General features: G+C 34.0%; 12 protein-coding genes and 1 riboswitch. Of the genes, 6 read left to right on the top strand and 6 right to left on the bottom strand.

The genetic code is table 11. From position 1 onward, the window contains the following. Positions 1-132 precede the first annotated feature (132 nt). Complete coding sequence (gene hemA, locus ACFQ02_RS06380; RefSeq protein WP_380820744.1) at positions 133-1,449, top strand: glutamyl-tRNA reductase; 1,317 nt, start codon at positions 133-135, stop codon at positions 1,447-1,449. A 78-nt stretch (positions 1,450-1,527) separates the two neighbouring features. On the opposite strand, the gene purU is transcribed toward hemA, so the two are convergent. Next, positions 1,528-2,364, bottom strand: a complete 837-nt coding sequence (gene purU, locus ACFQ02_RS06375; protein ID WP_380820742.1) for a formyltetrahydrofolate deformylase — start codon at positions 2,362-2,364, stop codon at positions 1,528-1,530. 70 nt (positions 2,365-2,434) lie between these two features. Continuing rightward, positions 2,435-2,830: an H-NS family histone-like protein gene (locus tag ACFQ02_RS06370; protein ID WP_380820740.1), complete on the bottom strand. Its 396-nt coding sequence runs from the start codon at positions 2,828-2,830 to the stop codon at positions 2,435-2,437. A 218-nt stretch (positions 2,831-3,048) separates the two neighbouring features. Continuing rightward, a riboswitch (Lysine riboswitch) is annotated at positions 3,049-3,224 on the top strand. Positions 3,225-3,321: 97 nt separating this feature from the next. Here ACFQ02_RS06370 and ACFQ02_RS06365 point away from each other — a divergent pair. From ACFQ02_RS06365 to ilvN, 3 genes are all read left to right on the top strand, one after another. Then, complete coding sequence (locus ACFQ02_RS06365) at positions 3,322-4,857, top strand: Na+/H+ antiporter NhaC family protein (protein WP_380820738.1); 1,536 nt, start codon at positions 3,322-3,324, stop codon at positions 4,855-4,857. A 165-nt stretch (positions 4,858-5,022) separates the two neighbouring features. Beyond that, positions 5,023-6,741 carry an acetolactate synthase 3 large subunit gene (locus ACFQ02_RS06360; protein ID WP_380820736.1) on the top strand — a complete coding sequence of 573 codons (1,719 nt, stop codon included), beginning with the start codon at positions 5,023-5,025 and terminating at the stop codon, positions 6,739-6,741. Next, positions 6,741-7,232 carry an acetolactate synthase small subunit gene (gene ilvN, locus ACFQ02_RS06355; RefSeq protein WP_380820734.1) on the top strand — a complete coding sequence of 164 codons (492 nt, stop codon included), beginning with the start codon at positions 6,741-6,743 and terminating at the stop codon, positions 7,230-7,232. Before ACFQ02_RS06360 ends, ilvN begins: the two co-directional genes overlap by 1 nt. Before the next feature lie 98 nt (positions 7,233-7,330). On the opposite strand, the gene pflA is transcribed toward ilvN, so the two are convergent. From pflA to focA, 4 genes are all read right to left on the bottom strand, one after another. Then, on the bottom strand, positions 7,331-8,071 hold the full coding sequence (pflA, locus tag ACFQ02_RS06350; RefSeq protein ID WP_380820730.1) for a pyruvate formate lyase 1-activating protein: 741 nt from the start codon (positions 8,069-8,071) through the stop codon (positions 7,331-7,333). 134 nt (positions 8,072-8,205) lie between these two features. Further along, a complete protein-coding gene (locus ACFQ02_RS06345) occupies positions 8,206-9,009 on the bottom strand; it encodes a 5'-nucleotidase, lipoprotein e(P4) family (RefSeq protein ID WP_380821021.1) in 804 nt (267 codons plus the stop codon). Positions 9,010-9,166: 157 nt separating this feature from the next. Beyond that, on the bottom strand, positions 9,167-11,479 hold the full coding sequence (gene pflB / locus ACFQ02_RS06340; RefSeq protein ID WP_380820727.1) for a formate C-acetyltransferase: 2,313 nt from the start codon (positions 11,477-11,479) through the stop codon (positions 9,167-9,169). An 87-nt stretch (positions 11,480-11,566) separates the two neighbouring features. Continuing rightward, on the bottom strand, positions 11,567-12,421 hold the full coding sequence (gene focA / locus ACFQ02_RS06335) for a formate transporter FocA (RefSeq protein WP_380820724.1): 855 nt from the start codon (positions 12,419-12,421) through the stop codon (positions 11,567-11,569). 264 nt (positions 12,422-12,685) lie between these two features. On the opposite strand from focA, the gene hinT reads away from it, so the two are divergent. Then, a complete protein-coding gene (gene hinT / locus ACFQ02_RS06330; RefSeq protein ID WP_380820723.1) occupies positions 12,686-13,036 on the top strand; it encodes a purine nucleoside phosphoramidase in 351 nt (116 codons plus the stop codon). After that, a complete protein-coding gene (locus ACFQ02_RS06325; protein WP_380820721.1) occupies positions 13,033-13,386 on the top strand; it encodes a YcfL family protein in 354 nt (117 codons plus the stop codon). Before hinT ends, ACFQ02_RS06325 begins: the two co-directional genes overlap by 4 nt. Position 13,387 lies beyond the last annotated feature (1 nt).

Raw genomic sequence — 13,387 nt, 5'->3', positions numbered from 1 at the left:
CAATAGAGAAAAAATCAATAATCTCTATTTGTGCAATGGAAAATAATTGCTTAAAATAAACAGGTTTTTTGAATATTTTTTATTTCATTGTGGGGATTTCATCGCAAACTGCGGTTAATTTTCAAAAAGTTTATGACAATTTTGGTATTAGGCATTAATCACAAGACAGCATCAGTAACATTGCGAGAGAAAGTAGCATTTTCTGAACAAAAGAGATGGCAAGCATTAGCACAAATAGCTAAACAATCATTAGCGGAGAGTGCGGTGATTCTGTCTACTTGTAATCGAACGGAAGTTTATTTCCATAATAAACAAATTTCACCTCAAGAAACAGAAAAAGCTGAATGTTGGCAGCAAAATTGTATCCAATGGTTTGCTCAAATTCATGGTTTAAATCTTAATGAATTGGAAACTTGTCTTTACGCATCACAAAATTTTCAAGCAACCTCCCATTTAATGAGAGTAGCATGTGGTTTAGATTCTTTGATTTTAGGAGAACCACAAATTCTTGGTCAAGTGAAACAAGCTTATCGTTTTAGTGAAACCTATTATCAGCAGGAAAATCATGCTATTTCAGGTGAGTTATCTCGTTTATTTCAAAAAACTTTTTCTGTAGCAAAGCGTGTGAGAACAGAAACGGATATTGGTGGCAGTGCAGTGTCGGTAGCTTATGCTGCTTGTACTTTAGCACGCCAAATTTTTGAAAACTTATCTGAACTGAATATTTTACTTGTTGGGGCAGGAGAAACTATAGAATTGGTCAGTCGTCATCTGTTACGACATGGCGTAAAAAGCTTAACTATTGCTAACCGCACTTTATCTCGAGCAGAAGAATTAGTATCTAAACTGAATATTCCTCAATTTGTGCAAATTTTAGCTTTAGAACAATTACAGCAAGGTTTAGATAAAGCTGATATTATTATTAGTTCGACAGCAAGCCAAGATGTTTTAATAACGAAACAAATGGTGGAGCAAGCTCAGAAATTACGCCGTCAAAAACCGATGCTCATCGTAGATATTGCAGTGCCACGTGATGTTGAAGAAAGTGTTAGTGAGATCGAAACGGTTTATCATTATATGGTAGATGATTTGCAAAATATTATTCAACGTAATCTTAATCGGCGTGAGCAAGCTTCAGCACAAGCAGAAAAAATTATTGAGCAAGAAAATCAAGATTTTTTTGAATGGTTGAAAGTTAGACAATTCTCCAATCTAATTAGAGATTATCGTGAGTCTGCTGAATTGTGTAGACAAGATCTTTTAGAAAAAGCTATTATTTCTTTACAGCAGGGAGAGGGAGCGGAAAAAGTAATACAAGAATTAAGTTACAAATTAATGAATAAATTAATTCATCGTCCTACTCAAGCCCTGCAAGTTATGGTGAAAGCAGGTAATTCACAAGGCTTACGAGCATTTTCTAATGCTATTCATGATGATAAAATAGAATAGACGGAAAGAGAAAAAGAAAAAAGTGCGGTCAAATTTATACAAATTCTACCGCACTTTTGTTTTAAGTTTAATGTTTGTTTACAGTACTACAGTTTTGTTGTTGTATACAAAAACTCTATCATGGATAGCGAGATCTAATGCTCGACTTAGTACTGTTTTTTCTACATCACGTCCCGCACGCATCATTGCTTCAGCATTATAAGTATGATCTACGTTGATCACATTTTGCATGATAATTGGACCTTGATCTAATTCATTATTAATAAAATGAGCAGTAGCTCCAATAATTTTTACACCACGTTCAAAAGCTTGATGATAAGGTCTCGCACCAATAAATGCGGGTAAGAATGAATGATGAATATTAATTACTCTGTTAGGGTAACGTGCTACAAATTCAGGATTTAGTACACGCATATATTTGGCTAATACGATGTAATCAGGGTGATATTCATCAATTTTATCTGCTAATAATTTGTCATGTTCTATACGAGTTAGATTTTGATGGCTAATATAATGAAATGGAATATCAAATCGTTCAACAAGTGTTTGCAAAGTATCATGATTACCAATCACTGCTGCAATTTCTACATTTAGTCCTCCATAATAATTTTTCATTAAAATATCACCTAGACAGTGAGCTTCTTTAGTAACTAAAATTACGATGCGTTTTTTTTTCGTACTAATTAAGCGGCAGTTTGTACCTTGCGGCAAACTAAATTCTAAATCTGCTAGTAGCGTTTTTTCATTAAAAATCCCTTGTAGTTCAGTTCTCATAAAAAAATGTTTACTATCAAAATCTACAAATTCATTATTATGAATGATATTAAGTTGGTGTTTGTAACAGATATTAGTGATTTTTGCTATCAGACCTTTATCATCAGGACAGTCCGTTAATAAAATTTTATTTTCGATCATAATGTATTCTTTAGATAATTATAAAAAGTAAAAACCCATTTTCATGGGTTTTATTAAAAATCAATTTAGACTAAATTTCAAATTCAGAGAGTGATTTACCAGCATTTAAAGCTTCTTGAATTATATATGGCGTTCTACCTTGACCAGTCCAAGTTTTCATTTTGCCATTTTTGTCTAGATATTGATATTTTGCTGGACGTTGTATTTGTTTTTTATTTACATTTGAACTAAGAATTTCAGCTAATTCATCTGCTGTAATACCATCTTGTTTTAATAATTCTTTATATTTCATTAAACGTTCTTTACGTTGTTCTTTTTGACGTTCAATTTCTGCAATTTCTGTGCGTTTTTCTTCAGTGACAAATTGTATTTTTTCTAAAATACTTTCTAATTGTTCTAATGTTAATTCTCTAGCAAGAACACGTAAGCTACGGATATTAGTAAGCGTTTTAATTACGTCAGCCATTTTCTATTCCTCTATCTATTTAAAGATTAACTGATAAAAATACTAAACTACTTTCTTATAACTATAATAACTAAAATATTATTTAAGGTAAATTGTATTTTTAATAAAAGACATTCTTTTATAAATTAAACTATTTATTTAAATATTGTAAATAATACAAAAAAACTTTATTTTTAGTATTGGAGTTTTGACAATATTATTGTAATCTTTACGACTCCTACATATGTAGAGGTGCAACTATTATGAGTATTTTTTCTTAGTGGATAACGGTGAGGGAGAAGGAAAGGAATAGTTGCCGAAATTAATCGAAAGTCGTTTCGATTAGTTGGGGGCGTGTTTGAAAGAAACGTCACTGTCATAGTCTTTTTTATAACTATGGAGCGCTACTGGTTAGGTTAGGCATTTTTATTTTGCTTAGCTTTTTATTTTAAATTACTGTTATCCTTTAAAATAGCCAACTTCAGTGGTTCTCCCTAATTTTTGGGAAAACAATGGAACTCATAGATTATTCAACATCACTTTGGTCTGTCGTGCCAGCAGCACTGGCTTTATTATTAGCAATAATTACTCGTCGAGTTATTTTATCACTCAGCGTTGGTATTATTGTTGGTTCGTTAATGTTGGCGGATTTTTCAATTATAAATGCAATTAAATACTTATCGAGTAATGTGTTATCTTTGGCATATAATGCTGAAGATAGTGTGCTAAATTACAATAATATTAACATTATTTTGTTTTTATTTTTATTGGGTATTTTAACCGCACTTTTAACTGTATCTGGTAGTAATCGTGCTTTTGCAGAGTGGGCTCAAAAACGTATTAAAGGTCGTCGTGGAGCAAAAATTATGGCTGCTTCACTCGTTTTTATTACTTTTATAGATGATTATTTCCATAGCCTTGCAGTAGGTGCAATTGCTCGCCCTGTAACTGATAAGTTTAAAGTTTCTCGTGCGAAGTTGGCTTATATCTTAGATTCAACGGCGGCTCCGATGTGTGTGTTAATGCCAGTGTCTAGTTGGGGGGCATATATTATGACCCTTATTTCTGGTTTGCTTGTTACCCATGGTATTACAGATAAATCTCCAATTGGAGCCTTTATGGCAATGAGTGCAATGAACTTTTATGCTATTTTTTCTATTTTAATGGTATTTTTTGTTGCATACTTTTCTTTTGATATTGGTTCAATGGCAAAGCATGAAAAATGGGCATTAGAATCAGTTCATGAAGATGATAGTTCTCAAACAAGGGTACAGGGACATGTTCGTAATTTGATTTTACCTATCGTGGCATTGATTGTGGCAACTGTAGCAATGATGTTATATACAGGTAACCAAGCTTTGGCAGAAAATAATCAACCTTTCTCAGTTTTAGGTGCATTTGAAAATACTACAGTAGGTATTTCTTTAGTTGCAGGTGGTTTAGCATCCATTATTGTTGTAACAGTTTGTATTTTATTACAACGCCAAATTACAATGGGAGAGTATAGCAGAGCTTGTTTAGTTGGCATGAAATCTATGCTAGGTGCAATTTTGATTCTATGTTTTGCATGGGTGATTAATAATGTTGTTGGTGACATGAATGCAGGTAAATATTTATCAGGTTTTGTGTCAGAAAATCTACCAGTTTCAGTGTTACCTGCACTACTATTTGTTTTAGGTGCGGTGATGGCATTTTCAACAGGAACAAGTTGGGGAACATTTGGTATCATGTTACCTATAGCAGCAGCAATTGCCGCACATGCAGCACCTGAATTGTTATTACCTTGTTTATCCGCAGTGATGGCTGGAGCTGTTTGTGGTGATCATTGTTCACCAGTATCAGATACGACTATCCTGTCCTCTACAGGGGCAAAATGTAATCACATGGATCACGTTAAAACTCAATTACCTTACGCCTTAGTTGTAGCAGTTGCCACTATTATCGGTTATTTAGTTGTCGGTCTTAGTCATTCAGGTATTTTAGGTTTTGTAGCTACCGCACTTTCACTGTTTATTTTAATTTTTCTATTTAAGAAAAGAATAAGCTAATAACTAATATTTTAAATCTATTTTATAAAATGCGGCTTGTGTCGCATTTTTTTATTATTTTTATTGTTTTTATTTATAAAATCCTTTATTTTAGATTTAAACAATATTTAACACTTTAAGTGTGTTATTTTAAATTTTGAATGTTAAAGTGCGATGGTTTTGAAAATGAAAAAATTAACAGGTGCAGAAATGATTGTGCAATCTTTGCGTGATCAAGGTGTAAGATTTATTTTTGGTTATCCTGGCGGTTCTGTGTTAGACATTTATGATGCAATTCATACAATGGACGGAATTGAACATATTCTAGTTCGACATGAGCAAGCTGCTGTACATATGGCTGATGGTTATGCTCGTTCAACAGGAGAAGTCGGTTGTGTACTAGTAACTTCTGGTCCAGGTGCAACTAATGCAATAACTGGAATTGCGACAGCTTATATGGATTCTGTGCCATTAGTGATTTTTTCAGGTCAAGTTATGTCTGATCTAATTGGTAGAGATGCTTTTCAAGAGTGTGACATGGTGGGAATATCTCGTCCTGTAGTGAAACACAGTTTTTTAGTTAAGCATGCACAAGAGTTACCTGAGATCATTAAAAAAGCGTTTTATATTGCCTCTAGTGGACGTCCAGGTCCCGTAGTTATAGATGTGCCTAAAGATGTTCTTAATCCAGCTAATAAATTTCCTTACATATACCCACAAGAAGTGAATATGCGTTCTTATAATCCAAAAGTACAAGGGCATAAAGGGCAAATTAAAAAGGCTTTAAAGGCTTTATTAGTTGCTAAAAAGCCAGTTCTTTTTCTTGGAGGAGGGACAGTACTGTCAAATTGTAGCGAACAAGTTTATCAGTTAGCAAAACTGCTTAATTTACCAGTAACTTCATCATTAATGGGCTTGGGAGCTTTTCCTTCGACTGATAATCAATTTTTAGGTATGCTTGGTATGCATGGTACATTCGAAGCCAATAATACTATGCATCATAGTGATTTAATTTTTGCTGTTGGTGTTCGCTTTGATGATCGTACAACTAATAATTTAGAAAAATACTGCCCAAATGCAAAAGTAGTACAAATTGACATTGATCCAACTTCTATTTCTAAAAATGTATTAGCAGATATCCCAATTGTAGGCGATGCAACAAATGTGCTAAATGAAATGCTTTCTTTATTGCAGATAGAAGAATTAAGTAAATCACAATCTTGCCTTGATGAATGGTGGCATCAGATTAATCAATGGAAAGCTTGTAAATGTCTAGAGTTTGACCGCACTTCTGAGGTTATAAAGCCTCAGCAAGTGATTGAAACCGTTTATCGCATTACTCATGGGAAAGCATATATTGCTTCAGATGTGGGACAACATCAGATGTTTGCTGCACTTTATTATCCTTTTGATAAACCACGTCAATGGATTAATTCGGGTGGCTTAGGGACAATGGGATTTGGTTTGCCTGCCTCTTTAGGTGTGAAATTGGCTCATCCTAATGAAATTGTAGTTTGTATAACAGGCGACGGTAGCATTCAGATGAATATTCAAGAACTATCTACTGCACAGCAATATGGAGTAGCTGTAGTTATTGTTAGCTTAAATAACCGTTTTTTAGGCATGGTAAAACAATGGCAGGATTTAATTTACTCAGGACGACATTCTCAATCTTATATGAATTCACTTCCTGATTTTGTCAAAGTTGCAGAGGCTTATGGACATGTTGGTATTCGTATTGATAAACCTGAAGAGCTAGAAGATAAATTGAAACAGGCTTTTGAAATTAAAAATAGGCTAGTATTTGTTGATATTAGAGTTGATGAAACTGAACATGTTTATCCAATGCAAAAAAGGGGAGGAAGCATGAATGAAATGATTTTAACTAAAACGGAGATACAATAATGCGTAGAATTTTATCAGTCTTAATTGAAAATGAGTCAGGCGCATTATCTCGAGTAGTGGGTTTATTTTCACAACGAGCTTTTAATATTGAAAGCTTAACAGTTGCTCCAACAGATGATCCTACCTTATCTCGTATGACTATTGAAGCTTATGGCGATGAGCAAGTACTAGAACAAATTGAAAAGCAGCTGCATAAGCTGATTGAAATTTTTAAAGTAGTAAATTTAAGTGATTGTGATCATGTAGAAAGAGAAGTAATGTTAGTTAAAGTAAGAGCTGTGGGTTCATCAAGAGATGAATTAAAACGTTTAACGGATATTTTCCGCGGGCAGATCGTTGATGTTACTCAAAAATCTTATACAATTCAATTAGTTGGAACAAAAGATAAACTGGATTCATTTTTAACGGCAGTGAAAGAAGACACTAATTTAATTGAAGTTGTACGCTCAGGTTTAATTAGTTTATCAAGGGGAGAAAAAAACTGTCTGTGAATGCGATAAATAAGGGAAGTTTCTATTTTTTTAATGCACACAGTAATAAAAATAGGATTGATGAATCAATCCTATTTTTATATCGTAATAGTACAAATTTAAAATTTCACGACATGTCCGTAATTTTCTAAAATATGTTTAATATGTTCTAAAGAATCTTTCGAAGGAGGCATCACTTCTGCTAATTCGTATTTTTCGCCCAAAGTTTCCCATTTGTGAACACCTAAACGATGATAAGGTAATAATTCGATTTTTTCGATATTTTGCATATTTTGAGTAAATTGTCCTAAACTATGCACGTCATCATCATTATCAGTCCATCCTGGTACAACAACATAACGGATCCATGTAGGTTGATTACGCTGTTGTAAATACTGAGCAAATTGTAGAGTACGTTTGTTAGATACGCCAATTAAATTTTTATGAACATCATCATTTAGTTCTTTTAAATCAAGTAGAACTAAATCTGTTACATCTAATAATTCATCAATAATATGATCATAATGACGTACAAAACCATTTGTATCTAAGCAGGTATGAATTCCTACTTCCTTGCAGGCTCGAAACCAATCTCGTACAAATTCGGCTTGTAATATAGCCTCTCCTCCCGAAGCTGTTACACCACCGCCAGAAGCTCGCATAAAATGGCGATAGCTAACAACTTCTTTCATTAATTCATCTACAGAGATTAGCTTACCATCATGTAGATCCCAAGTATCTCGATTATGACAATATTTACAACGCATCAAGCAACCTTGTAAAAATAAAATAAATCTGATACCTGGACCATCAACAGTGCCGCAAGATTCATAAGAATGGTAACGACCTAACACTGACATTTTATACCTTTACTTTCACGAATAAATAAAAATCTAAAAAAACTCACCGCACTTCAATCTGATTCATGCAGTAAAAACAAACGATAATTCCCTATTGTATGTTGCAATAGGGAATTACTGAATTATAAAATAAATTATTTGCCATCCCATGCTTTAATTGCATCGTGACGAATTTTTACACGACTTTGAGCATCACCTTTATAATAATCTTTCGCCATACCACGCTCCCAGTCTCCATAGTTTGGATTTGGTAACATAATGAATTTTTTACCAAAAGCCTGACGATTTTGTTCAACGAAACTACGTCGTTCTGCATTTGATTTTTTGTAAGTTTCATCGCCAAAATCGTTTAAGTTATCACCAACATAAAGCACAATTTCGTAACCTTGTTGTTCAATATCAGCAAAGCGTTTTGATTTATTTGATTTATCTTTTTTCAGATATAAAGTTTCTTCGCTAACACCATTGAAACCTAATTTCTTCATATCATCAATTGTTGCAGCTTTTTCAGTTGAATCCTTACGATTAGATACATAAAACATTGTACCCTTATGGGAATTAACATAATTATTAAATTCTACTGCTCCAGCAATTGCTTGGCTTTGACGAGCATTGACCCAACGGGTCCAAACTTCAGGGTTAAAGCCTTTGCCATTTTTAACTTGCCAGCCAGCATGAGCACTATTATCAATCATAGTTTCGTCAAGATCGACAACTACAGCTTTCTTTTTCCCTTTTTTCACTTTAGCCTGATCAAATGCAACTTTTGCTGTGTTAAATGCTTGATGAGCAAGTGCTTGATATTCACCAGATTGTTGTACCCAGTTAATTCCCAGTACAGCTTGTTCTTGAAGTCTAGCATCACCATCTATTTGGGTACTACAGGCAGTTAAGACAAAAGCAGAAGCCAAAGCAAGAGTAGTAAGTTTGATTTTCATTTTTTTCATTCTGATTCTCCTATGTGAAAGTTAAGAGTAATAACGCAAACTACTTTATTGCGATTCTTTTCATTATAGCCCAAAACAAAAGGGAACAGTATGATTTTATACTGTCCCCCCTATTAAACTTAATTTTAATGTAATTTTTGTAATATTATTACATGCTCTGAGTAAATGTACGTGTAATTACATCTTGCTGTTGCTCTTTAGTCAAAGAGTTGAATCGTACAGCATAACCAGATACACGGATTGTTAATTGTGGATATTTTTCAGGATTTTCCATTGCATCTAACAACATTTCACGATTCATTACATTTACATTTAAATGTTGCCCACCTTCTATAGTAGATTCATGATGGAAATAGCCATCCATTAATCCAGCAAGATTACGTTTTTGAGCTTCCATATCTTTCCCTAAAGCGTTTGGAACAATAGAGAATGTATAAGAGATACCATCTTTAGCATAAGCAAATGGTAGTTTTGCTACAGAAGTCAAAGAAGCTACAGCACCTTTTTGATCGCGTCCATGCATTGGGTTTGCACCAGGTCCGAAAGGTGCTCCTGCACGACGACCATCAGGGGTATTACCTGTTTTCTTACCGTACACCACATTAGAAGTAATAGTAAGAACTGACTGTGTTGGAGTTGCATTACGATATGTTTTATGAGTTTGAATTTTCTTCATAAAGCGTTCGACTAAATCAACAGCTAACTCATCAACACGGCTGTCATTGTTACCAAATTGAGGGTATTCTCCTTCAATTTCGAAATCAATTGCCACATTAGATGCTACTATATTACCATCTTTGTCTTTAATATCGCCACGTACAGGTTTTACTTTTGCATATTTAATTGCAGCTAATGAATCCGCTGCAACTGAAAGTCCAGCGATACCACAAGCCATTGTGCGATATACATCACGATCATGGAATGCCATCAATGCAGCTTCATAAGCATATTTATCATGCATAAAATGGATAACATTAAGGGCAGTTACATATTGTGTAGCTAACCAATCCATAAATTGATCCATGCGTTCCATTACAGTATCGAAACTCAATACGTCATCAGTGATTGGGGCTGTTTTTGGACCAACTTGCATACCAGATTTTTCATCAATACCACCATTGATCGCATATAGCAATGTTTTAGCTAAGTTGGCTCTAGCACCAAAGAATTGCATTTGTTTACCTACAATCATTGGACTCACACAGCAAGCGATAGCATAATCATCGTTATTGAAATCTGGACGCATCAAATCGTCATTTTCATATTGTACAGAAGATGTATCAATAGAAACTTTTGCACAGTAGCGTTTAAAGGCTTCTGGTAACTGCTCAGACCACAGAATAGTTAAATTTGGTTCTGGTGAAGGTCCCATTGTATAAAGAGTATGCAACATACGGAAACTATTCTTAGTTACCAATGTGCGACCATCTAACCCCATACCAGCTAAAGTCTCTGTTGCCCACATTGGGTCACCTGAGAATAATTGATCATATTCAGGTGTGCGTAAAAAACGCACCATTCGCAATTTCATTACTAGATGATCAATTAATTCTTGAGCATCCTGTTCAGTGATTTTTCCTGCTTTTAAATCACGTTCAATATAAATATCTAAGAAAGATGATACACGACCGAATGACATCGCTGCACCGTTTTGCGATTTTACTGCTGCAAGGTAAGCGAAATAAGTCCATTGTACAGCTTCTTGAGCATTGGTTGCAGGATTAGAAATATCGCAACCATAAGAAGCAGCCATTTCTTTAATTTTTCCTAATGCACGATATTGCTCTGCAATTTCTTCACGTAATTGAATTGTAGCTTGAATATCTTCTCCGCTTTCTAAACGAGCTTGTAATGAAGTAAATTGCTTGAATTTATCTTTCATTAAGAAGTCTACGCCATATACGGCTAAGCGACGATAGTCACCAATAATACGACCACGACCGTAAGCATCTGGTAAGCCTGTTATTACTCCTGATTTACGGCAACGTAGAATATCTGGAGTATATACATCAAATACACCTTGGTTGTGTGTTTTACGATATTCAGTGAAGATATGCTCAATTTCAGGTTTAAGTTCACGATTATAAACTTGGCATGAACCTTTTACCATTTTGATTCCACCGTAAGGCATAATTGCACGTTTCAATGGAGCGTCTGTTTGTAAACCAACGATTTTTTCTAAATCTTTATTAATATAACCTGGTTTATGAGAAGTGATAGTCGATGGTGTATCTGGGTCTATGTCATAAGGTTCGTGGGTTTTATTTTCCACTTTAATTTTTTCCATGACGTTATTCCACAATGTAGTTGTTGCTTCGGTTGCCTCAGCAAGGAATGATTCATCACCTTCATAAGGAGTATAGTTTTTCTGAATAAAATCACGAACATTGACTTCAGTTTGCCAATCGCCCGCCACAAAACCTTCCCAAGCTTTTTGTTGGGCTTCTGTTAATTGTGTCATTTTATATTTCCTTTATTTTATGGAGTTAAAAATTCTACTTTGCAAATACGGTAAATTTTTTAAAAAGCGACCGCACTTACGCCTAATTTAATGATGAGATGGCTTATTGGTGTACCACTGCATTAGTGCAACACAAACGCCACCTCCAACAATATTTCCTAAGGTTACTGGAATTAAGTTTTTAACAATAAAGTGGTAAAAATCTAAATCTGCAAATTGAGCAGGGGTTAATGCAACTGATTGCCAAAATTCAGCTGGACTGAAGTGTGCCGTTAACATGCCCATTGGAATCATAAACATATTTGCTACGCTGTGTTCAAAACCAGAAGAAACAAAAAGAGCTATTGGTAAAATCATAATAAAAGCCTTATCCGTCAAACTCTTACCTGCATAAGCTAACCATACAGCAAGGCATACCATAATGTTACACAAAATGCCCAAACAAAAGGCTTGTAACCAGCTATGATGAATTTTATGTTGTGCAGTTTTTAGAATTACCAATCCCCATTGACCATCAGCTGCCATAGTTTGCCCAGCAAACCAAATTAATGTTACGATCGTTAATGCACCAACAAAATTTCCTACATAAACTACAAGCCAGTTACGTAACATTTGTAAAGTAGTAATGCGTTTTGCTACACGAGCAACAGTAGTCATAGTCGATGAAGTAAATAACTCACAACCACAAACTACAACCATAATTACGCCAATAGAGAAGACTATTCCTCCAATTAATTTTGAAATCCCCCAAGGTACATCTCCGCTGTTTACTTGTGTGGTTGCATAAAATACGAAAGCTAAAGCAATAAATGCACCAGAGGAAATTGCTGATAAAAAGGAATAAAATTGATTTTTAGTTGCTTTATACGCACCAGCCTGTTCACCAATTTGTGACATCTCGGCAGGACTTGCAATTAAGTTAATAGTGTTGTCGTTTTTCATGACATGTCCTAGAAAATAAATTGTCGCTATTTTAAGATATTCAGAACAAAGTTAAAACTAAAAAAATTTTATTTTTTATAATTTTTGGTAAAGTTACGAAATCAATAACAACCGACTAACATTTATATATAGAAAGTCTGATTTATTTTAACATTTAAAAAACAAAATAACCTAAATTGCTATTTTTTATATTTTCTGATAAAACTACAACTAGATAGAATTATCTTAATTGTTGGATATATTGAAAAATAAAGGAGAACATTTATGTCAATAGAAACTATTTTCAGTAAAATTATTCGCAAAGAAATTCCTGCCAATATTGTATATCAAGATGAATTAGTTACCGCATTTCGTGATATTTCACCGCAAGCAAAAACGCATATTTTGATTATTCCAAATAAAATTATTGCTACTGTGAATGATGTTATTTCAGAGGATGAAATAGCATTAGGTCGATTGTTTACAGTCGCAGCAAAATTAGCAAAACAAGAAGGTATTTCTGAAGACGGTTATCGTTTAATTGTAAATTGTAATAAGCATGGGGGACAAGAGGTGTTTCACTTGCATATGCACCTTGTAGGTGGAGAACCTTTAGGTAAAATGTTAGCAAAATGATGAAAAAAGTAATTATTTTATTAAGTGCTATATTATTAGTTGCTTGTTCAACAAGACCACTAAATCTAGTGCAATCTAGCACTCCAATAGTGAATATAGAATCTGTTTTAGCGAATAAGATTGAAACGATAGCTAATGATGATAAATTTTCTGTTAGTAATGTTACTACAGAACCTATAGATTTTGTTTATCATATTTTTTGGTATGATCAAAACGGCGTTACACAAGGAAATGAACCGCACTTATCAGTTCAAACTCACTTGCAAAGTAATCAAACGATAGATATAGAGTTGATAGCTCCAACCTCACAGTCACAAAATTATCGTATTTATATTCATCCAATTAGGTAGG

Source organism: Seminibacterium arietis (assembly GCF_042675725.1).
GTDB lineage: Bacteria > Pseudomonadota > Gammaproteobacteria > Enterobacterales > Pasteurellaceae > Seminibacterium > Seminibacterium arietis.
This window is presented reverse-complemented; position numbering and strand designations above follow the sequence as displayed.

Excerpts from the sequence above, each read along its gene's own strand:
- hemA (WP_380820744.1), top strand. The coding sequence starts at position 133 with ATGACAATTTTGGTATTAGGCATTAATCACAAGACAGCATCAGTAACA.
- purU (WP_380820742.1), bottom strand. The coding sequence starts at position 2,364 with ATGATCGAAAATAAAATTTTATTAACGGACTGTCCTGATGATAAAGGT.
- ACFQ02_RS06370 (WP_380820740.1), bottom strand. The coding sequence starts at position 2,830 with ATGGCTGACGTAATTAAAACGCTTACTAATATCCGTAGCTTACGTGTT.
- ACFQ02_RS06365 (WP_380820738.1), top strand. The coding sequence starts at position 3,322 with ATGGAACTCATAGATTATTCAACATCACTTTGGTCTGTCGTGCCAGCA.
- ACFQ02_RS06360 (WP_380820736.1), top strand. The coding sequence starts at position 5,023 with ATGAAAAAATTAACAGGTGCAGAAATGATTGTGCAATCTTTGCGTGAT.
- ilvN (WP_380820734.1), top strand. The coding sequence starts at position 6,741 with ATGCGTAGAATTTTATCAGTCTTAATTGAAAATGAGTCAGGCGCATTA.
- pflA (WP_380820730.1), bottom strand. The coding sequence starts at position 8,071 with ATGTCAGTGTTAGGTCGTTACCATTCTTATGAATCTTGCGGCACTGTT.
- ACFQ02_RS06345 (WP_380821021.1), bottom strand. The coding sequence starts at position 9,009 with ATGAAAATCAAACTTACTACTCTTGCTTTGGCTTCTGCTTTTGTCTTA.
- pflB (WP_380820727.1), bottom strand. The coding sequence starts at position 11,479 with ATGACACAATTAACAGAAGCCCAACAAAAAGCTTGGGAAGGTTTTGTG.
- focA (WP_380820724.1), bottom strand. The coding sequence starts at position 12,421 with ATGAAAAACGACAACACTATTAACTTAATTGCAAGTCCTGCCGAGATG.
- hinT (WP_380820723.1), top strand. The coding sequence starts at position 12,686 with ATGTCAATAGAAACTATTTTCAGTAAAATTATTCGCAAAGAAATTCCT.
- ACFQ02_RS06325 (WP_380820721.1), top strand. The coding sequence starts at position 13,033 with ATGATGAAAAAAGTAATTATTTTATTAAGTGCTATATTATTAGTTGCT.